At 71.1% G+C, this 24,215-nt stretch carries 26 protein-coding genes, 1 pseudogene and 1 riboswitch; of the genes and pseudogenes, 26 read left to right on the top strand and 1 reads right to left on the bottom strand.

The annotated features are described in order from the left end of the window. Positions 1 to 322 precede the first annotated feature (322 nt). The 17 genes and pseudogenes from ABZX75_RS16895 (at position 323) to ABZX75_RS16975 (ending at position 13,261) form a co-directional block, all read left to right on the top strand. A complete protein-coding gene (locus ABZX75_RS16895; RefSeq protein ID WP_355411068.1) occupies positions 323 to 919 on the top strand; it encodes a hypothetical protein in 597 nt (198 codons plus the stop codon). A gap of 329 nt (positions 920 to 1,248) precedes the next feature. After that, entirely contained in the window at positions 1,249 to 1,686 is a 438-nt protein-coding gene (gene rpsP / locus ABZX75_RS16900; RefSeq protein WP_355411070.1) for a 30S ribosomal protein S16, read from the top strand. 2 nt (positions 1,687 to 1,688) lie between these two features. Beyond that, positions 1,689 to 1,928: an RNA-binding protein gene (locus tag ABZX75_RS16905; protein ID WP_150517622.1), complete on the top strand. Its 240-nt coding sequence runs from the start codon at positions 1,689 to 1,691 to the stop codon at positions 1,926 to 1,928. Positions 1,929 to 2,022: 94 nt separating this feature from the next. Then, on the top strand, positions 2,023 to 2,598 hold the full coding sequence (gene rimM / locus ABZX75_RS16910) for a ribosome maturation factor RimM (protein ID WP_355411072.1): 576 nt from the start codon (positions 2,023 to 2,025) through the stop codon (positions 2,596 to 2,598). Then, complete coding sequence (gene trmD, locus ABZX75_RS16915; RefSeq protein ID WP_355411074.1) at positions 2,598 to 3,419, top strand: tRNA (guanosine(37)-N1)-methyltransferase TrmD; 822 nt, start codon at positions 2,598 to 2,600, stop codon at positions 3,417 to 3,419. Before rimM ends, trmD begins: the two co-directional genes overlap by 1 nt. A 132-nt stretch (positions 3,420 to 3,551) precedes the next feature. Next, on the top strand, positions 3,552 to 3,902 hold the full coding sequence (rplS, locus tag ABZX75_RS16920; protein ID WP_355411076.1) for a 50S ribosomal protein L19: 351 nt from the start codon (positions 3,552 to 3,554) through the stop codon (positions 3,900 to 3,902). 44 nt (positions 3,903 to 3,946) lie between these two features. After that, a complete protein-coding gene (gene lepB, locus ABZX75_RS16925) occupies positions 3,947 to 4,696 on the top strand; it encodes a signal peptidase I (protein WP_355411078.1) in 750 nt (249 codons plus the stop codon). After that, a pseudogene (gene lepB, locus ABZX75_RS16930) lies at positions 4,689 to 5,699 on the top strand (signal peptidase I); the annotation flags it as partial. The gene lepB (ABZX75_RS16925) and the pseudogene lepB (ABZX75_RS16930), both read left to right, overlap by 8 nt. Further along, positions 5,671 to 6,567 (top strand): signal peptidase I, encoded by an 897-nt coding sequence (lepB, locus tag ABZX75_RS16935; protein WP_355411484.1) that lies wholly within the window; start codon positions 5,671 to 5,673, stop codon positions 6,565 to 6,567. The pseudogene lepB (ABZX75_RS16930) and the gene lepB (ABZX75_RS16935), both read left to right, overlap by 29 nt. A gap of 46 nt (positions 6,568 to 6,613) precedes the next feature. Continuing rightward, positions 6,614 to 7,450 (top strand): signal peptidase I, encoded by an 837-nt coding sequence (gene lepB / locus ABZX75_RS16940; protein ID WP_355411080.1) that lies wholly within the window; start codon positions 6,614 to 6,616, stop codon positions 7,448 to 7,450. Beyond that, positions 7,440 to 7,955: an NUDIX hydrolase gene (locus ABZX75_RS16945; RefSeq protein ID WP_355411082.1), complete on the top strand. Its 516-nt coding sequence runs from the start codon at positions 7,440 to 7,442 to the stop codon at positions 7,953 to 7,955. The genes lepB (ABZX75_RS16940) and ABZX75_RS16945 overlap by 11 nt, the downstream gene beginning before the upstream one ends. 55 nt (positions 7,956 to 8,010) lie before the next feature. Further along, entirely contained in the window at positions 8,011 to 8,319 is a 309-nt protein-coding gene (locus tag ABZX75_RS16950; RefSeq protein ID WP_005311352.1) for a DUF2469 domain-containing protein, read from the top strand. Between the two features lie 111 nt (positions 8,320 to 8,430). Continuing rightward, the gene (locus tag ABZX75_RS16955; protein ID WP_355411084.1) at positions 8,431 to 8,802 is read left to right on the top strand and encodes a YraN family protein; all 372 of its coding nucleotides are present in this window, start codon (positions 8,431 to 8,433) and stop codon (positions 8,800 to 8,802) included. Next, positions 8,802 to 10,433: a YifB family Mg chelatase-like AAA ATPase gene (locus tag ABZX75_RS16960; protein ID WP_355411086.1), complete on the top strand. Its 1,632-nt coding sequence runs from the start codon at positions 8,802 to 8,804 to the stop codon at positions 10,431 to 10,433. The genes ABZX75_RS16955 and ABZX75_RS16960 overlap by 1 nt, the downstream gene beginning before the upstream one ends. Beyond that, a complete protein-coding gene (dprA, locus tag ABZX75_RS16965; protein ID WP_355411088.1) occupies positions 10,430 to 11,575 on the top strand; it encodes a DNA-processing protein DprA in 1,146 nt (381 codons plus the stop codon). The genes ABZX75_RS16960 and dprA overlap by 4 nt, the downstream gene beginning before the upstream one ends. Positions 11,576 to 11,814: 239 nt before the next feature. Beyond that, positions 11,815 to 12,651, top strand: a complete 837-nt coding sequence (gene whiG / locus ABZX75_RS16970; RefSeq protein ID WP_355411090.1) for an RNA polymerase sigma factor WhiG — start codon at positions 11,815 to 11,817, stop codon at positions 12,649 to 12,651. A 52-nt stretch (positions 12,652 to 12,703) separates the two neighbouring features. Beyond that, on the top strand, positions 12,704 to 13,261 hold the full coding sequence (locus ABZX75_RS16975; RefSeq protein WP_355411486.1) for a helix-turn-helix domain-containing protein: 558 nt from the start codon (positions 12,704 to 12,706) through the stop codon (positions 13,259 to 13,261). Between the two features lie 176 nt (positions 13,262 to 13,437). Here ABZX75_RS16975 and ABZX75_RS16980 read toward each other — a convergent pair whose 3' ends face one another. Then, positions 13,438 to 13,950, bottom strand: coding sequence for a M23 family metallopeptidase (locus ABZX75_RS16980; RefSeq protein WP_355411092.1), 513 nt, complete (start codon positions 13,948 to 13,950; stop codon positions 13,438 to 13,440). A gap of 250 nt (positions 13,951 to 14,200) precedes the next feature. Between ABZX75_RS16980 and rpsB the strand changes: the two genes are divergently transcribed. From rpsB to ABZX75_RS17025, 9 genes are all read left to right on the top strand, one after another. Continuing rightward, positions 14,201 to 15,139: a 30S ribosomal protein S2 gene (gene rpsB, locus ABZX75_RS16985; protein WP_355411094.1), complete on the top strand. Its 939-nt coding sequence runs from the start codon at positions 14,201 to 14,203 to the stop codon at positions 15,137 to 15,139. Positions 15,140 to 15,274: 135 nt separating this feature from the next. Beyond that, the gene (gene tsf, locus ABZX75_RS16990) at positions 15,275 to 16,111 is read left to right on the top strand and encodes a translation elongation factor Ts (RefSeq protein WP_355411096.1); all 837 of its coding nucleotides are present in this window, start codon (positions 15,275 to 15,277) and stop codon (positions 16,109 to 16,111) included. A gap of 162 nt (positions 16,112 to 16,273) precedes the next feature. Then, a complete protein-coding gene (pyrH, locus tag ABZX75_RS16995) occupies positions 16,274 to 17,053 on the top strand; it encodes a UMP kinase (RefSeq protein WP_355411098.1) in 780 nt (259 codons plus the stop codon). Between the two features lie 84 nt (positions 17,054 to 17,137). Continuing rightward, positions 17,138 to 17,695 (top strand): ribosome recycling factor, encoded by a 558-nt coding sequence (gene frr / locus ABZX75_RS17000; protein ID WP_355411488.1) that lies wholly within the window; start codon positions 17,138 to 17,140, stop codon positions 17,693 to 17,695. Then, a complete protein-coding gene (locus ABZX75_RS17005) occupies positions 17,695 to 18,765 on the top strand; it encodes a phosphatidate cytidylyltransferase (protein ID WP_355411100.1) in 1,071 nt (356 codons plus the stop codon). Before frr ends, ABZX75_RS17005 begins: the two co-directional genes overlap by 1 nt. Positions 18,766 to 18,959: 194 nt before the next feature. Then, positions 18,960 to 20,069 carry a 23S rRNA (adenine(2503)-C(2))-methyltransferase RlmN gene (gene rlmN / locus ABZX75_RS17010; RefSeq protein WP_355411102.1) on the top strand — a complete coding sequence of 370 codons (1,110 nt, stop codon included), beginning with the start codon at positions 18,960 to 18,962 and terminating at the stop codon, positions 20,067 to 20,069. Positions 20,070 to 20,186: 117 nt separating this feature from the next. Next, positions 20,187 to 20,296: riboswitch (TPP riboswitch) on the top strand. A gap of 85 nt (positions 20,297 to 20,381) precedes the next feature. Then, entirely contained in the window at positions 20,382 to 21,479 is a 1,098-nt protein-coding gene (locus ABZX75_RS17015; protein WP_355411103.1) for a thiamine ABC transporter substrate-binding protein, read from the top strand. 86 nt (positions 21,480 to 21,565) lie between these two features. After that, complete coding sequence (locus ABZX75_RS17020; protein ID WP_355411490.1) at positions 21,566 to 23,182, top strand: iron ABC transporter permease; 1,617 nt, start codon at positions 21,566 to 21,568, stop codon at positions 23,180 to 23,182. Further along, positions 23,182 to 24,213 carry an ABC transporter ATP-binding protein gene (locus ABZX75_RS17025; protein WP_355411105.1) on the top strand — a complete coding sequence of 344 codons (1,032 nt, stop codon included), beginning with the start codon at positions 23,182 to 23,184 and terminating at the stop codon, positions 24,211 to 24,213. The genes ABZX75_RS17020 and ABZX75_RS17025 overlap by 1 nt, the downstream gene beginning before the upstream one ends. Positions 24,214 to 24,215: the final 2 nt, after the last annotated feature.

The following is a 24,215-nucleotide window of genomic DNA, read 5'->3' on the forward strand; positions in this document are numbered from 1 at the left end:
AACACCCCAGGCCCTTCGTCTGGACGAAGACCGCCGACGAGATCCTCGACAAGGTCGCCGCTTACTGCCGACGAATCTCCGACTCAGGACACTAGGTCCGGTCCGGCCGATCGGCACCGGGCCACACCAGTTCGACCCCTGCGCCCCGGACGTGCGGCCACCGCCGCGCGCCGGGGCGTAGTCGTCGTTACGTACCGACTTCTCCGGAGATCGGCGCACCCGTCCTCGTCAGGACGCATGAGACTGAACTGACTGGTACGTGCAAAAAATTTGCAATGGCCCGGAATCGGAACACCGGGGCACCTCGGCTCGTTGTCACGACGTGAGCACGACACCACCTGTTCTCGCCGCAGAGCTGGCGCAGGCGTGGGCCGATATTCAGCGGTACCACCCCGAGCTGCCTGACCTTGCCGCGCCCGAGTCCCTGATCGGAGAGTCCTCGTCCGCCTGCGGCGCCGAGCTCTCCTTCGAGCGACTGCTGCACGAGGCAGTCCACGGCATCGCCGCCGCCCGAGGAGTCCGCGACACTTCGCGCGCAGGCCGGTACCACAACCGCAGATTTCTCGCGATCGCCGAGGAGATGGGGCTGGACCACTCCGAAGAACCGCATGCCAGCAGCGGCTTCTCACTGGTCACGCTCAACCCCGAGGCGAAGAAGCGCTACCGCTCCACGATGGAGCGGCTGCACCGCGCCCTGAAGGCGCATACGGCCGCCACCTCCGCCGACACCAAGCGCAGCTTCCGCGGGCCGGCCGCCCGCCACGGCTCGTCCGGCGGCGGCGTGCGCGTCAAGGCGGTCTGCGACTGCGGGCGCAATGTGCGCGTGGTCCCCTCCGTGCTGGCCCAGGCCCCGATCGTGTGCGGAGGCTGCATGAAGCCCTTCCGCATCCCCGAGGCGGCCATCGCGGTGGCTTCCTAGGCGGTCCGGAGGCGAGCGTTCCCGAGGCCGTCCGGAGGCGACCCGCGGGGCCCGGGCCCGTGAACTCCGGGACACCGGCGCCCTCCGTCCTCCGCCGCGTCGGCGCCGGAGCCGCCCGCGGATCGGGGCCGACCGACGGGGAACCGCCGGGGTGGGGTCCTCCGCGCTCGGAAGCGCCGCGGGCGTATGGCACAATGGCTAGCTGTACTCGACAGTCGCATAGGACCCCTCTCTCCTCCGGCTGACGCGTCCATCGGGCATCCGAGTACCGCAACCCCACGTGGCATCTCATGTGCCCAACCACGTCAAGTTCAGGAGACACCACTCCAGTGGCAGTCAAGATCAAGCTCAAGCGCCTCGGCAAGATTCGCCAGCCGCACTACCGCATCGTCGTCGCCGACTCCCGCACCCGCCGGGACGGTCGTGCGATCGAGGAAATCGGTCTGTACCACCCCACGTACAACCCGTCGCGCATCGAGGTCAACGCCGAGCGTGCGCAGTACTGGCTCTCCGTCGGCGCCCAGCCCACCGAGGCCGTGCTCGCCATCCTGAAGCTGACCGGTGACTGGCAGGCCCACAAGGGCCTCCCCGCCCCCGCGCCGCTGCTGCAGCCGGAGACGAAGGAAGACAAGCGTCGTACCTTCGACGAGTTCGCCAAGACCCTTGAGGGTGGCGACGCCAAGGGCGAGGCCATCACCCAGAAGGCGAAGAAGGCCGACAAGAAGGCGGACGAGGCTGAGGCCGCCGCCGAGTCGACCGAGGCCTGAGCATGCTCGAGGAGGCTCTTGAGCACCTCGTGAAGGGCATTGTGGACAACCCCGACGACGTGCAGGTCGCCTCGCGCGACCTGCGCCGCGGACAGGTGCTCGAGGTCCGGGTCCACCCCGACGACCTCGGCAAGGTGATCGGCCGTAACGGCCGCACCGCACGTGCTCTGCGTACCGTCGTGGGCGCCATCGGCGGCCGGGGGATCCGCGTCGACCTCGTCGACGTGGACCAGGTCCGCTGAGACCGGGTCCGCTTGAAGAGTTGAATCACCGGCACGGGCCGGGGAGGGCAATGTGCCCGCCCCGGCCCGTCGTCGTCTGAACAGGAGACACACAGTGCAGCTGGTAGTCGCGCGGATCGGCCGCGCCCACGGGATCAAGGGTGAGGTCACGGTCGAGGTGCGGACCGACGAGCCCGAGCAGCGGCTCGGGCCCGGCGCCGTCCTCCAGACCGAACCGGCGTCGGCGGGGCCGCTGACCATCGAAACGGGCCGGGTGCACAGCGGGAGGCTGCTGCTGCGCTTCGCGGGCGTCAAGGACCGCACCGGCGCCGAGGCGCTGCGCAACGTCCTGCTCATCGCCGACGTGGACCCGACGGAGATGCCGGCGGAGCCCGACGAGTACTACGACCACCAGCTGATGGACCTCGACGTGGTCCTCGCCGACGGCACCGAGGTCGGCCGCATCACCGAGATCTCCCACCTGCCTTCGCAGGACCTCTTCATCGTCGAGCGGCCGGACGGCTCCGAGGTGATGATCCCCTTCGTAGAGGAGATCGTCGCCGAAATCGACCTGGAGGAGCAGCGCTGCGTCATCACGCCGCCGCCCGGGCTGATCGACGACCGTGCTGTCATCGACGAAGTCGAGAGCGGTTCCAGTGCGTCGGCGCGCGCTACCGAGGAAGAAGCCTGATGCGTCTCGACGTCGTCACGATCTTCCCCGAGTACCTGGAGCCGCTGAACGTCTCCCTCGTCGGCAAGGCCCGCACCCGCGGCCAGCTCGACGTACACGTCCATGACCTGCGGGACTGGACGTACGACCGGCACAACACGGTGGATGACACCCCGTACGGGGGCGGTCCCGGCATGGTCATGAAGACCGAGCCGTGGGGCGAGGCGCTGGACACGGCGCTGGCCGACGGCTACGAGTCGGGCGCGCACGGGCCGGTCCTGGTCGTCCCCACGCCCAGCGGCCGTCCCTTCACCCAGGAACTGGCCGTCGAACTCTCCGAGCGGCCCTGGCTGATCTTCACGCCGGCCCGGTACGAGGGCATCGACCGCCGGGTCGTCGACGAGTACGCCACCCGGATACCGGTGTACGAGGTCTCCATCGGCGACTACGTACTGGCGGGCGGCGAGGCCGCCGTCCTGGTCGTCACCGAGGCCGTGGCCCGGCTGCTGCCCGGAGTGCTCGGCAACGCCGAATCCCACCGCGACGACTCCTTCGCCCCCGGCGAGATGGCGAACCTGCTGGAGGGACCCGTCTACACCAAGCCCCCGGAGTGGCGCGGCCGGGGCATTCCCGACGTGCTGGTCAGCGGCCACCACGGGAAGATCGCCCGCTGGCGCCGGGACGAGGCCTTCCGCCGGACGGCGCTGAACCGCCCGGACCTGATCGAGCGCTGCGAGGCCTCCGCCTTCGACAAGAAGGACCGGGAGATCCTCAGCGCCCTGGGCTGGAAGCCGTCCACGGACGGCCGATTTTGGCGCAGGCCCCAGGCCGTGGAAGAATAGGCGGCTGCTGTACGCCCGCCAGCGCCCCTGCCACAGGGGGACCGTCGCCCGGCGGGTGGAACGGCTCCCGAATTCTCTACAAAGACCCGCCCGGCGACCTGTGGCGTCGTGCGAAGAAAGCAGACGAAGAACATGTCTCACCTGCTCGATGGCGTCAACGCCGCCACCGTCCGCACGGACGTCCCGGCCTTCCGCGCCGGTGACACCGTCAACGTGCACGTCCGCGTGATCGAGGGCAACCGCTCCCGTATCCAGCAGTTCAAGGGCGTCGTCATCCGTCGCCAGGGCGCCGGCGTCTCCGAGAGCTTCACCGTTCGCAAGGTCTCCTTCAGCGTCGGCGTGGAGCGTACCTTCCCGGTGCACTCCCCGATCTTCGAGAAGATCGAGCTCATCACCCGCGGTGACGTGCGCCGCGCCAAGCTGTACTACCTCCGTGAGCTCCGCGGCAAGGCCGCGAAGATCAAGGAGAAGCGCGACAACTGAGGTCCCCTCCGGGGTCCCGGGGCGGCCGGATAGGCTCGCCCCCGATGGACACCGAAGCACCTCACACGCAGCGCGGCCACTCTTCCCCCGACGAGGGGGAGGGGCGGCCGCGTTCTGCGTTTCCTCCGCAGGACCGGCCTTCGACCGGCCGGCCGGCGACGGGGCCGCGGCTGACCTGGCGGCGTGCCGGAGCGCTCGGCGTCATCTGCACCGTCTTCCTGCTGCTCTTCAGCAACTTCGTCGTCCAGCCCTTCCTGATCCCGAGCCGGTCGATGGAGCCGACGCTGCGGGTCGGGGACCGGGTTCTGGTCAACAAGCTGGCGTACCGTTTCGGCGATCAGCCGCACCGCGGGGACCTGGTGGTCTTCGACGGCACCGGGTCCTTCGTACGAGAACGGACCGGAGACGGCGACGGCCATCCGATCGGTGCCGCCCTGCACGGTGCGGTCTCCGCGCTCGGGCTCGCGGGGCCGTCCGACACCGACTTCGTGAAGCGGGTCGTGGGCGTGGGCGGCGACGATGTGGTGTGCTGCGACGCCGGTGGCCGGATCGAGGTCAACGGTGTCCCGCTGGCCGAGCCGTATCTGTATCCCGGTGACACGCCCTCGAAGGTGCCCTTCCGGATCGTCGTGCCCCTTGGGACCCTGTGGGTCATGGGTGATCATCGTTCCCAGTCCCGGGACTCCCGGGACCACCTGGGGGAACCGGGCGGGGGAATGGTGCCGGTGGAGAAGGTGATCGGGCGGGCCGACTGGATCGGCTGGCCGGTCTCGCGCTGGGGCGGGCATGGGTAGCCGGGGGCGGCCGAGAGGCGGGCGCGACCCCGAGCCGGAGCCGGAGCCGGAACCGGAACCGGAGTACGTCGCGCCGGCGGAGGGCGGCGGCGGCCGGGCCGAGCGGCGCCGGCTGGCGCGCCGCGTACGGCGCCGCCGCCGCACCCGCCGCGTGGGCGAGCTGCCGGTGCTGGTGGCCGTGGCCCTGTGCATAGCCCTGGTCCTCAAGACCTTCCTGGTACAGGCCTTCTTCATCCCGTCGGGCTCGATGGAGCAGACGCTGCGCATCGGCGACCGGGTGCTGGTCGACAAACTGACGCCGTGGTTCGGCTCCAAGGTCGAGCGCGGCGACGTCGTCGTGTTCAAGGACCCCGGCGGCTGGCTGAAGGACGACACCGCCCGTCCCGCTCCGGACCCGGTCGGGGTCAAGCAGCTCAAGCAGGCCCTGACCTTCATCGGCCTGCTGCCCTCGGCCGACGAGCAGGACCTGATCAAACGCGTCGTCGCCGTCGGCGGCGACACCGTCAAGTGCTGCGACGGCAGGGGCCGGGTCAGCGTCAACGGGGCGCCGCTGGATGAGCCGTACGTGAATGCGGGCAATGCCCCCTCCGAGATCGGCTTCGAGGTGCGGGTGCCGGCGGGACGGCTCTTCGTGCTCGGCGACCACCGGGCGAATTCGGCCGATTCCCGCTACCACCTCGACGAGGCGTTTCAGGGCACGATCGACGAGAAGGACGTCGTGGGGGAAGCCGTGGTGATCGCCTGGCCCTTCGGCCACTGGCACAGGCTGGAGCAGCCCGCGACCTTCCTCATGGTTCCCGACGAGGCGCGCGGCGAGCGACGCGGCCGCCGTCGGCGCCGCCGGGCCGCGCCGTTCGCATAGTGTGTCCTGGGTCTCCCGCGCCTTAGGGAACTCCCGCTCGTTAGGGGAGGGGAGGGCCTGCGCCTGATTCGGCGCGGGCGGCGATCGCGAGTGAGGAGTGGATGTGGGGGATGTGGCGGTAGGCGCACGATCCGGACGCGATGAGGGCGAGGAGCGGCCGGACGATGCCGTCGAGCGCGAGGCCGAGGACGACGGGGCCGCGGCGCGTCCGCACCGCTCGTTCTGGAAGGAGCTGCCGCTCCTCGTCGGTATCGCCCTGCTGCTGGCCCTGCTGATCAAGACCTTCCTGGTGCAGGCGTTCTCGATCCCGTCCGACTCGATGCAGAACACCCTGCAGCGTGGCGACCGCGTGCTGGTGGACAAGCTGACCCCGTGGTTCGGCTCGGAGCCCGAGCGCGGTGAGGTCGTGGTCTTCCACGACCCCGCTGGCTGGCTGGACGGGGAGCCCACGCCGGAGCCGAATCTCGCGCAGAAGGCCCTCAGCTGGATCGGCCTGATGCCGTCCGCCGAGGAGAAGGACCTGATCAAGCGGACCATCGCCATCGGCGGGGACACGGTCGAGTGCAAGAAGGGGGGACCGGTCGTCGTCAACGGCAAGGTGCTGGACGAGCCGTACGTCTTCCCCGGCAACACCGCGTGCGACGACGCCCCCTTCGGCCCGATCACCGTGCCCAAGGGCAAGATCTGGGTGATGGGCGACCACCGGCAGAACTCGCAGGACTCCCGCTGGCACATGCAGGACTCCACCCTGGGCTTCGTGCCGGTCGACAAGGTCGTCGGGCGGGCCGTGGTGGTCGCGTGGCCGGTCACCCGCTGGTCCACCCTGCCGGTTCCGGACACCTTCGACCAGCCGGGCATCGGCACCCAGGCCGCGGCGACCGCGCTCGGCCTCGGGGCCTCCGGGCTGGCGCCGGTCGGGCTCGGTCCGGCCGCGCTGGGGTTCGCGGGCGCGGTGCCGCTCGTACTGTGGCGCCGGCGGAGGCTGACCCGCGGCCGTACCGCCGGGTAGGGTGACCGCCCAGGTCGACGATCTCCGAAGTGCTGGGGGCGCTGCAATGGGCGGAACACAAGCAAGAGGTACGCGTTCACAGCGTGGTGGCAAGGATGGCCGCGGCGGTCTCGGCAATGTGCTGTCGGGACTGGCCGTGGCCATCGGCTTCGTGCTCTTCATCGGCGGTTTCGTGTGGGGCGCGGTCCTCTACCAGCCCTACACGGTGCCGACCGACTCGATGATGCCCACCGTGCGGCCCGGGGACCGGGTGCTGGCGCAGCGCATCGACGGCGGTGAGGTGCGCCGCGGGGACGTGGTCGTCTTTACTGATTCCATGTGGAGCGATTCGCCCATGGTCAAGCGGGTCGTCGGGGTCGGCGGCGACACCGTCAAGTGCTGCGGTGAGGGCGGCCGGCTGACGGTGAACGGCAAGGAGCTGGACGAGCCGTACATCGACGACACCAAGCCCGCGGCCCGGCCGGACGGGCAGCCCGGCGGGCAGGCCGACGGCCAGACCGGCGCGGCGGGCACGCCGTCCGGAGCGGCTTCCGTGACTCCCTTCGAGGTGACCGTCCCCGAGGGCAAGCTCTTCCTGCTGGGCGACCGGCGAGCCGCCTCCCTGGACTCCCGGGCGCACCTCCAGGAGGCCGGGCAGGGAACGGTCGCCCGGTCCGCCGTCAGCGCCCGTGTCGACGCCCTGGCGTGGCCTTCCATGGCGATGCTGGAGCGGCCGCGCACCTACGCCGCCCTGCCCGGCGGGATCTCGCGGCCCGGGCCGCTGCGGCTCCAGGTGGCGGCGGTGGCCGTCGGGGCCGCCCTGGTGCTGCTGGGAGCCGCGTACGGGCCGCTCGTACGGGTTCTGGGGCGCGGGCGGCGACGGGAGCGGCCCGGTGCCCGCTGACCCGGCCGGGGCCGACGGCCCCCGCCCCGCCCGGCAGGTGTCGCGGGTGATCCTGCTGGACCCCGCGGACCGGATCCTGCTGCTGCACGGCTTCGAGCCGGCGGATCCGGCGGAGGCCTGGTGGTTCACCCCGGGCGGCGGGCTGGAGGGTACCGAGACCCGGGAGCAGGCCGCGCTGCGCGAGCTCGCGGAGGAGACGGGGATCACAGAGGTCGAGCTGGGGCCGGTGCTGTGGCACCGGTACTGCTCGTTCCAGTTCGACGGGCGGCGCTGGGAACAGGACGAGTGGTACTTCCTGGCCCGTACCGCCCAGACGGCGACCGGGATGGGCGGCCTCACGGAGCTGGAGCGGCGCAGCGTCACCGGAGCCAGGTGGTGGACCTCCGAAGAACTTCTCGCGGCCCATGAGACGGTGTACCCGACCAGACTCGCCGAGCTGCTGCGGACGCTGCTCGACGACGGTCCTCCGGGCGCGCCGGTGGTCCTGGCCCCGGAAATCGTCTAGGGGCGCGGGGGCCTGGCGCACAATAGGGGGACGCACGGCTGAAGGGGAACATGCCATGAGTGCCGAGGACCTCGAAAAGTACGAGACCGAGATGGAGCTGAAGCTCTATCGGGAGTACCGCGACGTCGTCGGGCTGTTCAAGTATGTGATCGAGACCGAACGCCGTTTCTACCTCACCAACGACTACGAGATGCAGGTGCACTCGGTCCAGGGGGAGGTCTTCTTCGAGGTCTCGATGGCCGACGCGTGGGTCTGGGACATGTACCGGCCGGCTCGCTTCGTGAAGCAGGTACGGGTGCTGACCTTCAAGGACGTGAACATCGAGGAGCTCAACAAGAGCGATCTCGAACTACCGGGCAGCTGAACTGCCCCTCACCTGTGTGGGTGACTGAGTTATCCACAACGGCCCGGTTGTCCACCAAGATCCACCAGGTGGGCGGGCGCGCGGGATCGTCGGTACCGGAGGTGGTGCCGAATGAACGCGAAGGGCGTGGCACAGCAGGCATTGGGGCGGTATGGCGAGGAGCTCGCGGCGCGGCGGCTGACCGAGGCCGGGATGACCGTGATCGCGCGGAACTGGCGGTGCCGCAGCGGGGAGATCGACATCGTCGCGCGGGACGGGAACGCCCTCGTCGTGTGCGAGGTCAAGACCCGCCGCGTGGGGGACTTCGAGCACCCCATGGCCGCCGTCCGGCCCGGCAAGGCGGAGCGGCTGCGCAGACTCGCCGGGCGCTGGCTCGCCGACCACGGCGGACCACCCCCGGGCGGGGTGCGCATCGACCTCGTCGGCGTCCTGCTGCCCCGCCGCGGCGCGCCCGTGGTGGACCACGTCAGGGGGGTGGCCTGATGGGATTCGCGCGAGCCTGTTCGGTGGCCCTGGTGGGCGTCGACGGCGTGGTGGTGGAGGTCCAGGCCGACCTGGAGCCCGGGGTCGCGGCCTTCACCCTGGTCGGGCTGCCGGACAAGACGCTGGTCGAGAGCCGGGACCGGGTGCGCGCCGCCCTCGTGAACTCGGGGGCGCCGTGGCCGCAGAAGAAGCTCACGGTCGGGCTCAGCCCCGCCTCCGTGCCGAAATCAGGCGCCGGTTTCGACCTGGCCGTTGCCGCAGCCGTCCTGGGCGCCGCGGAAGTGGTCGACCCGGGCGCGATCGCCGACCTCGTCCTCATCGGCGAGCTGGGCCTGGACGGCCGCGTGCGTCCGGTCCGCGGGATCCTACCGGCCGTCCTCGCCGCGGCGGAGGCCGGATACCGGCAGGTGGTGGTGCCCCAGCAGTGCGCCGCCGAGGCCGCCCTGGTGCCGGACGTCTCGGTGCTCGGCGTGCGCAGCCTGCGCCAGCTGATCGCGGTGCTGACCGGCGGGGTGGTCCCCGAGGAGCCCCCCGACCCGCCGGGACGACCGGACCCGATGCTGGCCGGGCTGGTCCTGCCGGGGGCGGGACTGGGCACGGGGATCTCCCCCGGCCGGTCCGGGCAGGGCGACTGCGCGGACTTTCCCGACCTCGCGGACGTCGCCGGGCAGCACATGGCGCGCCGAGCCCTGGAGGTGGCGGCCGCGGGGGGCCACCACCTCTTCCTCAGCGGGCCCCCGGGTGCCGGCAAGACGATGCTGGCCGAGCGGCTGCCCTGGATCCTGCCGCCGCTCACCCGTCAGGATTCCGTGGAGGTCACGGCCGTCCACTCGGTCGCGGGAATCCTCCCGCCCGGCGAACCGCTCGTCACCAGACCGCCCTACTGCGCACCGCACCATTCGGCGACCATGCAGTCCCTGGTGGGCGGCGGGAACGGGGTCCCCAGGCCGGGGGCGGTCTCCCTGGCCCACCGGGGCGTCCTCTTCCTGGACGAGGCGGCGGAGTTCCACGGCCGGGCGCTGGACGCGCTGCGTCAGCCCCTCGAATCGGGGCACGTGGTCATCGCCCGCGCCGCCGGGGTGGTGAGGCTGCCGGCCAGATTCCTGATGGTGCTCGCCGCGAACCCGTGCCCGTGCGGACGCCACACCTTGCAGGGGGCCGGGTGCGAATGCCCGGCCTCCGTGATCCGGCGTTACCAGGCGCGGCTGTCGGGGCCGTTGCTCGACCGGGTGGACCTGCGGGTGGAGGTGGAGCCGGTCACCCGTTCCGATCTGCTGGGGCAGGGCGGCCGGGGGGAATCGACCGCCGTGGTCGCCGACCGGGTGCGGGAGGGCAGGGACCGCGCCGCGGCCCGGCTGGCCGACACCCCGTGGCGGCTCAACTCCGAGGTGCCCGGGCAGGAGCTGCGCACCCGCTGGCAGGCCGGCCCGGGCGCGTTGGCGCAGGCCGAGCGGGACTTGGAGCGGGGCCTGCTGACCGCGCGGGGGCTGGACCGGGTGCTCAGGATCGCCTGGACCGTGGCCGACCTGCGGGGTCGGGACCGGCCGGAGGCGCTGGACGTGGCCGTCGCGCTGGAACTGCGTACGGGGATCGCCCGGGGCGCGACGATGCCGCAAGGGATCCGGCCGTGACCGGCCACGAGGAGCCGGAGCTGCTCGCGCGGGCCGCGCTGACCCGCGTTCTGGAACCGGGGGACGAGCACGGCGGGCGCTGGCTCCGCGAGTTCGGCGCGGTGGGGCTGATACGGCTGCTGACCGGCCCCGAGGCGTGGCCGGGCGGGCCGGCCGGGGTGGGCCCCGAGCGGCTCGCCGGATACCGCAGGCGGGCGGCGTTGGCCGAACCCCGGCGCGACCTGGCGCTGGCGGCCGAGTCGGGAGGCCGGTTCGTCTGCCCGGGGTCGGCGGAGTGGCCGACCCAGCTCGACGACCTCGGCGACGCCCGGCCCGTGGGGCTGTGGCTCCGGGGCCGGCCGAACCTCCGGACCTGGGCGCTGCGCTCGGTGGCCGTGGTGGGGGCCCGGGCCTGCACCCCGTACGGGGCGCACATGGCCCAGACCCTGGGCGCGGGGCTCGCCGAGCGCGGGTGGGTGGTCGTCTCGGGGGCGGCGTACGGCATCGACGGCGCCGCCCACCGAGGGGCCCTCGCCTCGGGCGGTGCCACGGCGGCCGTGCTGGCCTGCGGGGTGGACGTCGCCTACCCCCGCGGCCATGCCGGACTCCTCGGCAGGATCGCGGGCCAGGGACTCGTCGTGGGAGAACTGCCCCCCGGCAGCCATCCGACGCCCAGCCGGTTCGTCCTGCGCAACCGGGTCATCGCCGCCCTCACCCGCGGCACGGTCGTGGTGGAGGCGGCCCATCGCAGCGGCTCCCTGGTCACCGCCCGGCGGGCGCAGGAGCTCGGGCGGTTCACGATGGGGGTCCCCGGTCCCGCCACGAGCGGGCTCTCGGCCGGGGTGCACGAGCTGCTGCGCGGCGAGGCCGTGCTCGTCGGCGACGCGGCGGAGGTGGCCGAACTGGTCGGCGGCATGGGCGAGCTGGCCCCCGAGCGGCGCGGCCCGGTGTACGCCCGGGACCTGCTGGACCGGGACACCGTCCGCGTGCTCGAAGCCCTCCCCGCCGGACGCCTCGCGAACCTGGCGGAGGTGGCACTTGCCTCCGGCACCGGCACCGATGAAGTCATCGGCAGACTGTACGAACTTCACTCTCTGGGGTTCGTCGAACGGCAGGGCGACGGCTGGCAGTTGAGCAGACAAACAGCTGAAGGAGGCATATAAACCGGCACTGTCCGGCGAGGCGGTCGTTGACCTGGGGAGTTCCGGTGAAAGAGTGAAACCGATGAGAGACGCGGTCTTCCCGGTGCCAGCTGCCGGGACCGGGCGCCGAGCGCCGGTCCCGGGTCGCCCGCGCGAGTCGGGACGCCCCTGCGCCCTCGCGCGATCCCGTACTCTTCGCGCACCGCGACACTTCCGTCACGCTACGCTCCCAAGGAATCCGGCTCCGGCAAAGGCGAAGCATGCCCCAGCACACCTCAGGGTCTGACCGCGCTGCGGTGCCCCCCGCTGCCCGCGGCGGCGTGCGGTCCACCGCTCCCTCGTCCCTGGAGGTGCTGTGGCGCTCGTACAAGGCCTCGGGTGACGAGCGGCTGCGGGAGCAACTGATCCTGCACTACTCGCCGCTGGTGAAGTACGTCGCCGGACGGGTCAGCGTGGGACTGCCGCCCAATGTGGAACAGGCCGATTTCGTCTCCTCCGGGGTCTTCGGACTGATCGACGCCATCGAGAAGTTCGACATCGACCGGTCCATCAAGTTCGAGACGTACGCCATCACCCGGATCCGCGGCGCGATGATCGACGAACTGCGGGCACTGGACTGGATCCCGCGCTCGGTCCGGCAGAAGGCGCGGGCCGTGGAGCGGGCCTACGCCACCCTGGAGGCACAGCTACGGCGCACCCCCACGGAGAGCGAGGTCGCGGGTGAGATGGGGATCGCGGTGGAGGATCTCCACGCGGTCTTCAGCCAGTTGTCGCTGGCCAATGTGGTCGCCCTGGAGGAACTGCTGCACGCGGGCGGGGAGGGCGGCGACCGCCTCTCGCTCATGGACACCCTGGAGGACACCGCCGCGGACGACCCCGTGGAGGTGGCGGAGGACCGCGAGCTGCGGCGCCTGCTGGCGCGGGCCATCAACACGCTGCCCGATCGGGAGAAGACGGTGGTGACCCTCTACTACTACGAAGGCCTGACGCTGGCCGAGATCGGCAATGTGCTCGGCGTCACCGAGAGCCGGGTGAGCCAGATCCACACCAAGTCGGTGCTGCAACTGCGGGCGAAGCTGGCGGATGTCGGCCGGTGACCTTGCGGTGCCTCCGTAGAGTGGATGCGTGCCCAGGATTCGAGCGGCCTCCGTGGCCGAGCACCGGTCGATGCAGCGCGGCGCCCTCTTGGACGCCGCGCGTTCCCTGCTGTCCGAAGGCGGGACGGAAGCGCTGACCTTCCCCGCCCTCGCGGAACGGACCGGGCTGGCCCGGTCCTCCGTGTACGAGTACTTCCGGTCCCGCGCGGCCGTGGTCGAAGAGCTGTGCGCGGTTGACTTCCCCGTGTGGGCTGCCGAGATCGAGGCGGCGATGGAGCGGGCGCAGTCGCCCGAGGCCAAGATCGAGGCGTATGTACGGAGCCAGCTCGGGCTGGTGGGGGACCGGCGGCACCGGGCGGTGGTCGCGATCTCGGCCAGCGAGCTGGACGCCGGGGCGCGGGAGAAGATCCGCGCGGCCCACGGCGGGCTGGTGGCGATGATCGTCGAGGCGTTGAGCTCTCTGGGGCAGGCGGAGCCGAGGCTGGCCGCGATGCTGCTGCAGGGGGTCGTGGACGCCGCGGTCCGGCGCATCGAGCTCGGCGCGGCCGAGGATCCCGCCGTGGTGACCGAGACGGCCGTCGCGATGGCCCTGCGGGGCGTCCGGGGCTGAAACCCGGGGCGACTCCGACTCCGACTCTGACTCCGGCACCGGCTCCGGCCCGACTCCAACGCCGGCCCCGGCTCCCGCCACCGGCTCCCGCCCCGGCTCCGGCCCCAGCCCCGCGTCGCACCGCGGGGAGGCGGAGGCGGGTTCGGCACCGGACCCGCGTCTCGATCTCCCCCCGGCTACCTTCCCCGGACTCCGCCCGGAGCGACCCCCACGGAGGTGCCCCCCGGCAGTGGGCCGGAGGCGTCCGGCAGGAGACGCGGGGTGGGGCGGGGGAGGAGGATGAGGGGATTGAGGTAGACCTCGCCCGCCAGGAGGCCCCAGTGGAGGCAGGGGTCCGAGCAGTGGGAGCCCTCCGTGAGGACGGCCACCGGCTGCCCCGCGGTGACCCGCTCGCCCTCCGCGACCAGCGGGCGGACCGGCTCGTAGGTGGTGCGCAGGCCGTTCGGGAGCATGAGCGAGAGGACCCCGCGGCCCGCGACCTGGCCCGCGTAGTGCACCCGCCCGTCGGCGACCGCGCGGAGCCGCGCGCCCACCGGTGCGGACAGGTCCACACCGCGGTGGCCGGCCGCGTACGGAGTCGGCGGCGGGTCCCACCAGCGGGCCACCGAAAGGGGCGCCGGCAGCGGGCGGACCGCGGGGACGGCCGCCTGGGCCAGCAGCAGAATGAGGCTGAGCAGCAGTGTCGTCATGGCCCACAGCGTCCCGCGTACGGGGGAGCCGCCACCGGGCCTGTGGACAACCCCGGCACTGTGGACAACGGCGTCACCCGGCATACCGCCGGGTCCCGTACACTTCTTGTGGCGATCCGGGTCACCGGGTCGACTTCGCACGCCCCAGCATCAGCCGGAAACGGCCAGGTGAAAGCGTCTCTCGGTCCCCTATGGGGGCAGGGCGCGTTGGGGGCGTCAGGAACCAAACCGAGAAACCAAGGAGATGGCCATGGCCGTCGTCACGATGCGGGAGCTGCTGGAAAGCGGCGTCCACTTCGGTCACCAGACCCGTCGCTGGAACCCGAAGATGAAGCGCTTCATCTTCACCGAGCGCAACGGCATCTACATCATCGACCTGCTCCAGTCGCTGTCGTACATCGACCGCGCCTACGAGTTCGTCAAGGAGACCGTCGCCCACGGCGGTTCCATCATGTTCATCGGTACCAAGAAGCAGGCCCAGGAGGCCATCGCCGAGCAGGCGACGCGCGTTGGTATGCCGTACGTCAACCAGCGCTGGCTGGGTGGCATGCTCACCAACTTCTCCACCGTCTACAAGCGCCTTCAGCGTCTGAAGGAGCTTGAGGCGATCGACTTCGACGACGTCGCCGCGTCGGGTCTCACCAAGAAGGAGCTCCTGGTCCTCTCTCGCGAGAAGATCAAGCTGGAGAAGACCCTCGGTGGTATCCGCGAGATGTCGAAGGTCCCCAGCGCCGTCTGGATCGTCGACACCAAGAAGGAGCACATCGCCGTCGGTGAGGCGCGCAAGCTCCACATCCCGGTCGTCGCGATCCTCGACACCAACTGTGACCCCGACGAGGTCGACTACAAGATCCCGGGCAACGACGACGCGATCCGCTCCGTCACCCTGCTCACCCGCGTGATCGCCGACGCTGTCGCCGAGGGCCTCATCGCCCGCTCCGGCGCTGCGACCGGCGACTCGAAGCCGGGCGAGAAGGCCGCCGCCGAGCCGCTCGCCGAGTGGGAGCGCGACCTGCTTGAGGGCGAGAAGAAGGCCTCCGACGAGTCGGTCGAGGCCGCTCCGGCCGAGGCCGCTGTCGAGGCCCCCGCCGCCGAGGCCACCGAGGCTGAGGCCACCGAGGCTGAGGCCCCGGCCGCCGAGGCCGTCGTCGAGGCTCCGGCCGCCGACGCCGACGCCGAGCAGGCCTGACCCACTGAGAGCGCCCGGCGTTCACGCGCCGGGCACTCGCAGCACGGACGATGACGGCGGGGGAGCCGCGCCACGAGCGCGGCGCCTCCGCCGTTCACCCGTAGATCTACGACTTCGAGAGAGAATCACAGACTCATGGCGAACTACACCGCCGCTGACGTCAAGAAGCTCCGCGAGCTCACCGGCGCCGGCATGATGGACTGCAAGAACGCTCTGGTCGACTCCGACGGCGACGTCGACAAGGCCATGGAAGCGCTCCGTATCAAGGGTCAGAAGGGCGTCGCCAAGCGCGAGGGCCGTTCTGCCGAGAACGGTGCCGTCGTCTCCCTCATCTCCGACGACAACACCTCCGGTGTCCTCGTCGAGCTGAAGTGCGAGACGGACTTCGTCGCCAAGGGCGAGAAGTTCCTGGCCGTCGCCAACCAGCTCGCCGCCCACGTCGCCGCCACCTCCCCGGCCGACATCGAGGCGCTCCTCGCGTCCGAGATCGAGCCCGGCAAGACCGTCCAGGCGTTCGTGGACGAGGCCAACGCCAACCTCGGCGAGAAGATCGTCCTGGACCGCTTCGCGCAGTTCACCGGCGGTTACGTGGCGTCGTACATGCACCGCACCATGCCCGACCTGCCGTACCAGATCGGTGTCCTCGTCGAGCTCGACAAGGAGAACGCCGAGATCGCCCGCGGCGTCGCGCAGCACATCGCCGCGTTCGCCCCGCAGTGGCTCTCCAAGGAAGACGTTCCGGCCGAGAAGGTCGAGTCCGAGCGTCGCATCGCCGAAGAGGTCACCCGCGCGGAGGGCAAGCCCGAGGCCGCCCTGCCGAAGATCGTCGAGGGTCGCATCAACGGCTTCTTCAAGGACGCCACGCTGCTGGGCCAGCCCTACGCGCTGGACAACAAGAAGTCCGTCCAGAAGGTTCTGGACGAGGCCGGTGTCACCCTGAAGCGCTTCAGCCGCATCAAGGTCGGCATCTGAGTCCGTCCGTACGCGACGGACACCGGACCCCGGTAGGGTCTGAAGCAGTCGTCCGCGCTCGCGCAGGACGACCGCAGATCTGACGAGGAGGCCATTGCCGTAGAGGGAACCGCGAGGACCCACCGGCAATGGCCTTCTTCGTATGTGCACGAGGAGATCTCCATGAATCAGGGCGTGGACCCCCACACCGCAATCGACGACAAGAGCGACCAGGACAAGAAGGGCCGCCGCTTCATGTTGAAGCTGTCGGGCGAGGCCTTCTCCGGCGGCGGAGGACTGGGCGTCGACCCCGACGTCGTCCACGCCATCGCGCGCGAGATCGCCGCGGTCGTCCGCGACGGCGCGGAGATCGCCATCGTCATCGGCGGCGGCAACTTCTTCCGCGGCGCCGAACTCCAGCAGCGCGGCATGGACCGGGCCCGGTCCGACTACATGGGCATGCTCGGCACCGTCATGAACTGCCTCGCCCTCCAGGACTTCCTGGAGAAGGAGGGCATCGACTCCCGCGTGCAGACCGCCATCACCATGGGCCAGGTCGCGGAGCCGTACATCCCGTTGCGCGCCGTGCGGCACCTGGAGAAGGGCCGCGTCGTCATCTTCGGCGCCGGCATGGGAATGCCGTACTTCTCCACCGACACCACGGCCGCCCAGCGTGCCCTGGAAATCGACGCCGAGGCCCTGCTCATGGGCAAGAACGGTGTCGACGGCGTCTACGACTCCGACCCGAAGAAGAACCCGGACGCGGTGAAGTTCGACGCGCTGGAGTACGGCGAGGTCCTCTCCCGCGACCTCAAGGTCGCCGACGCCACCGCCATCACGCTGTGCCGTGACAACAAGCTGCCGATCCTCGTCTTCGAGCTGCTCGCCGAGGGCAATATCGCCCGTGCCGTCAAGGGTGAGAAGATCGGCACGCTCGTCAGCGACCAGGGGACCCGGGTCTGAGCAGTCCGCAGCGGGCCGAGCTCTGCCCGGCCCGACCCGTACCGCCCGCCTGAACCATCCATTCAAGACATGCAGGAGCACGTGGTGACCGAAGAGATCCTCCTCGAGGCCGAGGAGAAGATGGAAAAGGCCGTCGTCGTCGCCAAGGAAGACTTCGCCGCGATTCGCACCGGCCGTGCGCACCCGGCGATGTTCAACAAGATCGTGGCCGACTACTACGGCGCCATCACGCCCATCAACCAGCTCGCGTCCTTCTCGGTGCCCGAGCCGCGCATGGCGATCGTGACGCCGTTCGACAAGAGCGCCCTGCGCAACATCGAGCAGGCCATCCGCGACTCCGACCTCGGCGTCAACCCGAGCAACGACGGCAGCATCATCCGGGTGACCTTCCCCGAGCTGACGCAGGACCGCCGCAAGGAGTACATCAAGGTCGCCCGCACCAAGGCCGAGGACTCCAAGGTCTCGATCCGCGCCGTCCGCCGCAAGGCGAAGGACGCGCTCGACAAGCTCGTCAAGGACAAGGAGTCCGGCGAGGACGAGGTGCGCCGCGCGGAGAAGGAGCTCGACGACACCACCGCGAAGTACGTCGCGCAGGTGGACGAGCTGCTCAAGCACAAGGAAGCCGAGCTCCTCGAGGTCTGATGAACGACTCTCCCTGGGCCACGGAGCCGGTTCCGGCGGGTCCCGCATACGATGCGCTGGTGGGCCCGCACACTCGGCCCATGCCCATCGTGCCCGATGCCGCCGGCCGTGACTTCGACGACCGGGAAGCACGCGATCGGGGGGCCGCCGCTCATGGTGGCCCCCCGTTCCGCGCCGAGACGCCGCTGCAGGAGCCCATGCCCAGCCCCCCGCCTCCGCAGGCCCCGCAGGCCGCCTCGCCCCCACCGCCGAAGAAGCGCGCCGGGCGGGATCTGCGTGCCGCCATAGGGGTCGGCGTCGGCCTCGGCGCGGTGATCTTCGCCTCGCTCTTCATCGTCAAGGCGGTCTTCGTCGGCGTCATCGTCGTCGCGGTCGTCGTGGGCCTGTGGGAGCTCACCTCCCGGCTCCAGGAGAAGAAGGGCATCAAGGCCCCGCTCGTTCCGCTCGCGGTCGGCGGAGCGGCCATGATCATCGCCGGATACGTCCGGGGAGCCGAGGGAGCCTGGGTCGCCATGGCCCTGACCGCGCTGGCGGTCCTGGTCTGGCGGATGACCGAACCGCCCGAGGACTACCTCAAGGACGTCACCGCGGGCGTCTTCGCGGCGTTCTACGTGCCTTTCCTCGCCACCTTCGTCGCGATGCTGCTCACCGCCGACGACGGGCCGCAGCGAGTGGTCACCTTCCTGGTCCTCACCGTCGTCAGCGACACCGGGGCCTACGCGGTCGGCTGGCGCTTCGGCAAGCACAAGCTCGCACCGCGCATCAGCCCCGGCAAGACCCGCGAGGGGCTCTTCGGCGCGGTGGCCTTCGCGATGGCGGCCGGCGTGCTCTGCATGGAGTTCCTGATCGACGGCGGTCACTGGTGGCAGGGCCTGCTGCTGGGTCTCGCCGTCGCGGTCAGTGCCACGCTGGGCGACCTCGGCGAGTCGATGATCAAGCGGGACCTGGGCATCAAGGACATGGGGACCCTGCTGCCCGGCCACGGCGGCATCATGGACCGGCTGGACTCCCTGCTGCCGACGGCTCCGGTGGTGTGGCTGCTGCTGGCGGCATTCGTCGGCACGGGCTGATACGGCTGGCGTGGGCACGGGCAGATCTGCCCGGGTTATCCTGGAAGGCGCGCCACTCACGAGCGGCGCGCCTTTTCCTGCCCCCCGACCGCGGGGGGCGCCCTGTGAGGTCGCCTGGCTCCGGTCGAGCCATTGCCGTCACTCCGTTGCCGCGGAGGTCGCCCGGGCCTCGTTCCACTGAGGAGTACCCGCTCATGGCCCCCCGTCCCGGAGAACTCACTTTCGTCGCTCCCCGCGGAGCGAAACTGCCGCCCCGGCACCTTGCCGACCTGACCCCCGAGGAGCGCCGCGAGGCGGTCGCCGCGATCGGTGAGAAGCCCTTCCGGGCCAAGCAGCTCTCGCAGCACTACTTCGCCCGGTACGCGCACGACCCGGCCGAGTGGACGGACATCCCGGCGGGCGCTCGCGAGAAGCTCCGGCAGGAGCTCCTGCCGGACCTGATGAACGTCGTCCGGCACATCTCGTGCGACGAGGACACCACCCGCAAGACCCTGTGGAAGCTGCACGACGGCACGCTCGTCGAGTCCGTGCTGATGCGCTACCCCGACCGGGTCACCATGTGCATCTCCTCGCAGGCCGGCTGCGGTATGAACTGCCCGTTCTGCGCCACCGGGCAGGCCGGCCTCGACCGCAACCTCTCCACGGCCGAGATCGTGCACCAGATCGTCGACGGCATGCGCGCCCTGCGCGACGGAGAGGTCCCCGGCGGCCCGGCCCGGCTGTCGAACATCGTCTTCATGGGCATGGGCGAGCCGCTGGCCAACTACAAGCGCGTCGTCGGCGCCATCCGCCGCCTGACCGACCCGGAGCCCGACGGCCTGGGCCTGTCGCAGCGCGGCATCACCGTCTCGACCGTAGGCCTGGTCCCGGCCATGCTGCGCTTCGCCGACGAGGGCTTCAAGTGCCGTCTCGCCGTCTCGCTGCACGCACCGGACGACGAGCTGCGCGACACGCTCGTACCCGTGAACACGCGGTGGAACGTCCGCGAGGTCCTGGACGCGGCCTGGGAGTACGCCGAGAAGTCGGGCCGCCGGATCTCCATCGAGTACGCCCTGATCCGGGACATCAACGACCAGGCCTGGCGTGGTGACCTGCTCGGCAAGCTGCTCAAGGGCAAGCGCGTGCACGTCAACCTGATCCCGCTGAACCCGACGCCGGGCTCCAAGTGGACCGCCTCGCGTCCCGAGGACGAGAAGGCCTTCGTGGAGGCCATCGCCCGGCACGGCGTGCCCGTGACCGTACGGGACACCCGTGGCCAGGAGATCGACGGCGCCTGCGGCCAGCTGGCCGCGTCGGAGCGCTGAGCGGCCTCGGGGCGTGCCTCACTTCCCCGAGGCCGCTTAGGGGCCGACCGGGACCTGGAAGAACCTCCTCGATCGTTCGTATTCGGCCACGGGGTACCCTGTGGCCGAACCAATTTCATATTCCGACAGGGGAGCGCCACAGCGCTGAGAGTGCGGTATCCGTCACCCGCAGACCCTCTGAACCTCGCCCCGGTCATTCGGGGTAGGAAGTTCGGTCACCACTCAAGCTGTTGCGCCCTGCCCGGCGTCCGCTCGGACAGAGCGCCGGGCAGGGCCGCGTCTTCTCCTGGTCATCCCAGGAGGAATTCACCAGTGAGCACCACCAAGAAGATCGCGGGCGCGGCGCTCGCGGCCGCACTGGGTGTCACCACCCTCAGTGCCTGCGGAGGCGACGCCGAGGACAAGCCCGCGGGCGCGAGTGACGCCCCGAAGTCCAAGACCGTCACGCTCGTCTCCCACGACTCCTTCAACGTGACCGACACGGTCCTGAAGGACTTCGAGCAGCAGAGCGGCTACACGGTCAAGGTGCTGAAGTCCGGAGACGCGGGCGCGGCGCTGAACCAGGAGATCCTCACCAAGGGCGCCCCTCGCGGCGACGTCTTCTTCGGCGTCGACAACACGCTCCTCTCGCGCGCACTCGACAACGGCATCTTCACCGCCTACGAGGCCAAGGGCCTGGGCGAGGTGAAGCCGGAGTACCAGCTCGACAAGGAGCACCGGGTCACCCCGGTCGACTCCGGTGACATCTGCGTCAACTACGACAAGCAGTACTTCGCCGACAAGAAGCTCGCCCCGCCGCAGACGCTGGACGACCTGATCAAGCCGGAGTACAAGAACCTGCTGGTCACCGAGAACGCCGCCACATCCTCGCCCGGCCTCGGCTTCCTCCTCGCCTCCGTCGGCAAGTACGGAGAGGAAGGCTGGAAGGACTACTGGAGCAAGCTCAAGGCGAACGGCGTCGAGGTCGTCGACGGCTGGGAGCAGGCCTACAACGAGCGCTTCTCCGGTTCCGCGGGCGGCAAGAAGGCCAAGGGCGACCGGCCCCTGGTCGTCTCCTACGCCTCCAGCCCGCCGGTCGAGGTGCTGTACTCCGAGCCGCAGCCGGCCGAGGCTCCGACGGGCGTCGCCACCGGCACCTGCTTCCGCCAGATCGAGTTCGCGGGTCTGCTGAAGGGGGCGAAGAACGAGGAGGGCGGCAGGGCGCTGCTCGACTTCCTCGTGAGCAAGAAGTTCCAGGAGGACATGCCGCTCCAGATGTTCGTGAACCCGGTCGTGAAGGACGCGAAGCTGCCGGAGCTGTTCACGAAGCACGGTGTGGTGGTCGAGAAGCCGGAGCACGTGGCTCCGCAGACCATCGCCGAGAACCGTGAGCAGTGGGTCAAGGCATGGTCCTCGATCGTCGTGAAGTAGGCGTCACGAACGAGCCGGGTGCGGCGCCGGGTGGCGCCGCACCGGCCCCCGGAGGCCGTCGGGCGACCGCGGTGCGGCTCGCCCTGATGGCCGTGCCCCTCGCCTTCTTCGGGCTGTTCTTCGCCTATCCCGTCGCCGCGATCGTCGGGCGCGGGCTCAGGACCGGCGCCGGCTGGCAGTTCGGCCGGATCGGCGAGGTGCTGACCCGGTCCGACATCGCGGACGTGCTCTGGTTCACCACCTGGCAGGCGCTCGCGTCCACCGCCCTCACGCTGCTGATCGCGCTCCCCGGCGCGTACGTCTTCGCGCGCTTCGAATTCCCCGGCAAGCAGCTGCTGCGGGCGGTGGTCACGGTTCCGTTCGTGCTCCCGACCGTGGTCGTCGGTACGGCCTTCCTCGCCCTCGTCGGGCGGGGCGGGCTGCTGGACGAGGTGTGGGGCGTGCGCCTGGACACCACCGTCTGGGCCATCCTGCTCGCCCACGTCTTCTTCAACTACGCGGTCGTCGTACGGACGGTCGGCGGGTTGTGGGCGCAGCTGGACCCGCGTCAGGAGGAGGCCGCCCGGGTGCTGGGGGCCGGGCGGTTCGCCGCCTGGCGGCGGGTGACGCTGCCCGCGCTGGCCCCGGCCGTGGCCGCCGCGTCGCTGATGGTGTTCCTGTTCACGTTCAGCTCCTTCGGCGTCGTGCTCATCCTGGGCGGGCCTGCGTACTCCACCCTGGAGGTGGAGGTCTACCGGCAGACCGCGCAGCTCCTGGACCTGCCGACGGCCGCCGTGCTGACGATGGTGCAGTTCGCGGCCGTCGGCGCGATCCTCGGCGTGCACGCCTGGACCGTCCGCAAGCGCGAGACCGCGCTGCGGCTGGTGGATCCGGGCCGTACGACGCACCGGCCGGCCGGCTGGGCACAGCGCGCCCTGCTCGGCTGGGTGCTGCTGACGGTGGCGCTGCTGATCGTGCTGCCGCTGGGTGTGCTCGTGGAGCGGTCCTTCGACGCCCCCGGCGGGTACGGCTTCGGCTTCTACCGGGCACTGCAGGACGTCGCCGCCGGTGGCGGAACGTTCCTGGTGCCGCCGCTGGAGGCGATCTGGAACTCGCTGCGGTACGCGCTCGCCGCCACCGCCATCGCCCTCGTCATCGGCGGGCTCGCGGCCGCGGCCCTGACCCGGCGCGGCGGCCGCTTCGCCCGCGGCTTCGACGCCCTGTTGATGCTGCCGCTCGGGGTGTCCGCCGTGACGGTGGGCTTCGGCTTCCTGATCACCCTGGACCGGCCGCCACTGGATCTGCGGACCTCGTGGATCCTGGTACCACTGGCGCAGGCGCTGGTGGGCGTGCCCTTCGTCGTACGGACCATGCTGCCGGTGCTGCGGGCCGTCGACGCGCGGCTGCGGGAGGCGGCCGCCGTGCTCGGCGCGTCGCCGCTGCGGGCATGGCGCGAGGTGGACCTGCCGCTCGTCCGGCGGGCGCTGCTGATCGCGGCCGGTTTCGCCTTCGCGGTGTCCCTGGGCGAGTTCGGTGCCACCGTCTTCATCGCGCGGCCGGACCAGCCGACGCTGCCGGTGGCCGTGGCGCGGCTGCTGGGCCGCGCCGGTGAGATGAACTACGGGCAGGCGATGGCCCTGAGCACGATCCTGATGCTGGTGTGCGCGGTGTCCCTGCTGGTGCTGGAGCGACTGCGGCCCGACAAGACCTCCGGAGAGTTCTGATGACACTGCTTCAGCTGGAAGGGGTGTCGGTCCGCTTCGGTGAGCGGGCGGTCGTGGACGCCCTGGACCGCGTGGATCTCGAGGTCGCCGAGCACGAGATCGTGTGCGTCCTGGGGCCGAGCGGGAGCGGGAAGTCCACGCTGCTGCGGGTCGTCGCCGGGCTCCAGCCCGTCTCCGGCGGGCGGGTCCTGCTGGGCGGGGCGGACCAGGCCGGTGTGCCCGTGCACCGGCGCGGCGTGGGCCTGATGTTCCAGGACCACCAGCTCTTCCCGCACCGGGACGTCGGCGCGAACGTCGCCTTCGGGCTGCGTATGCAGGGCGCCGGCCGCAGGTCGTACGAGGCCCGGGTCGCGGAGTTGCTGGAGCTGGTCGGGCTCCCCGGGGCCCGGGGCCGGGCGGTCGCCTCCCTGTCGGGCGGCGAGCAGCAGCGGGTCGCGCTGGCCCGGGCACTGGCGCCGTCGCCGCGGCTGCTGATGCTGGACGAACCGCTGGGACAGCTGGACCGGGGGCTGCGCGAGCGGCTCGTGATCGAGCTGCGCGGGCTGTTCTCCCGGCTGGGCACCACCGTGCTGGCCGTCACGCACGACCAGGGGGAGGCCTTCGCGCTGGCCGACCGGGTGGTGGTGATGCGGGAGGGGCGGATCGCACAGGTGGGGACTCCGCTGGAGGTGTGGGAGCGGCCGGCGTCGGAATTCGTGGCGCGGTTCCTGGGCTTCGACAACGTGGTCCCGGCGACGGTGTCGGGGGGCGCGGCCGATACTCCGTGGGGGAAGGTGCCGGTGCCGGCGGGGTCGCCGGAGGGGGAGCGGCAGCTGCTGGTGCGTCCCGCGGGGGTTCTGCTCGTTCCCGACGGCCTGGGCTGCGAGGTGCTGGCCCGCACCTTCCGGGGCACGCACGTGGCCCTGCGGCTGCGGCCGGAGGCGGGGCCGGAGCTCGAGGCGGAGTGCGGGCTGGCGGGGGCGCCGGGGCTGGGGGACCGGGTGGCGGTGACCTTCGCCCCGGGCGAGGTCGTCGTGCTGCCGGTCTCGTAGCG

It is taken from the genome of Streptomyces sp. NPDC003038, assembly GCF_040611115.1.
Classification (GTDB): Bacteria; Actinomycetota; Actinomycetes; order Streptomycetales; family Streptomycetaceae; genus Streptomyces.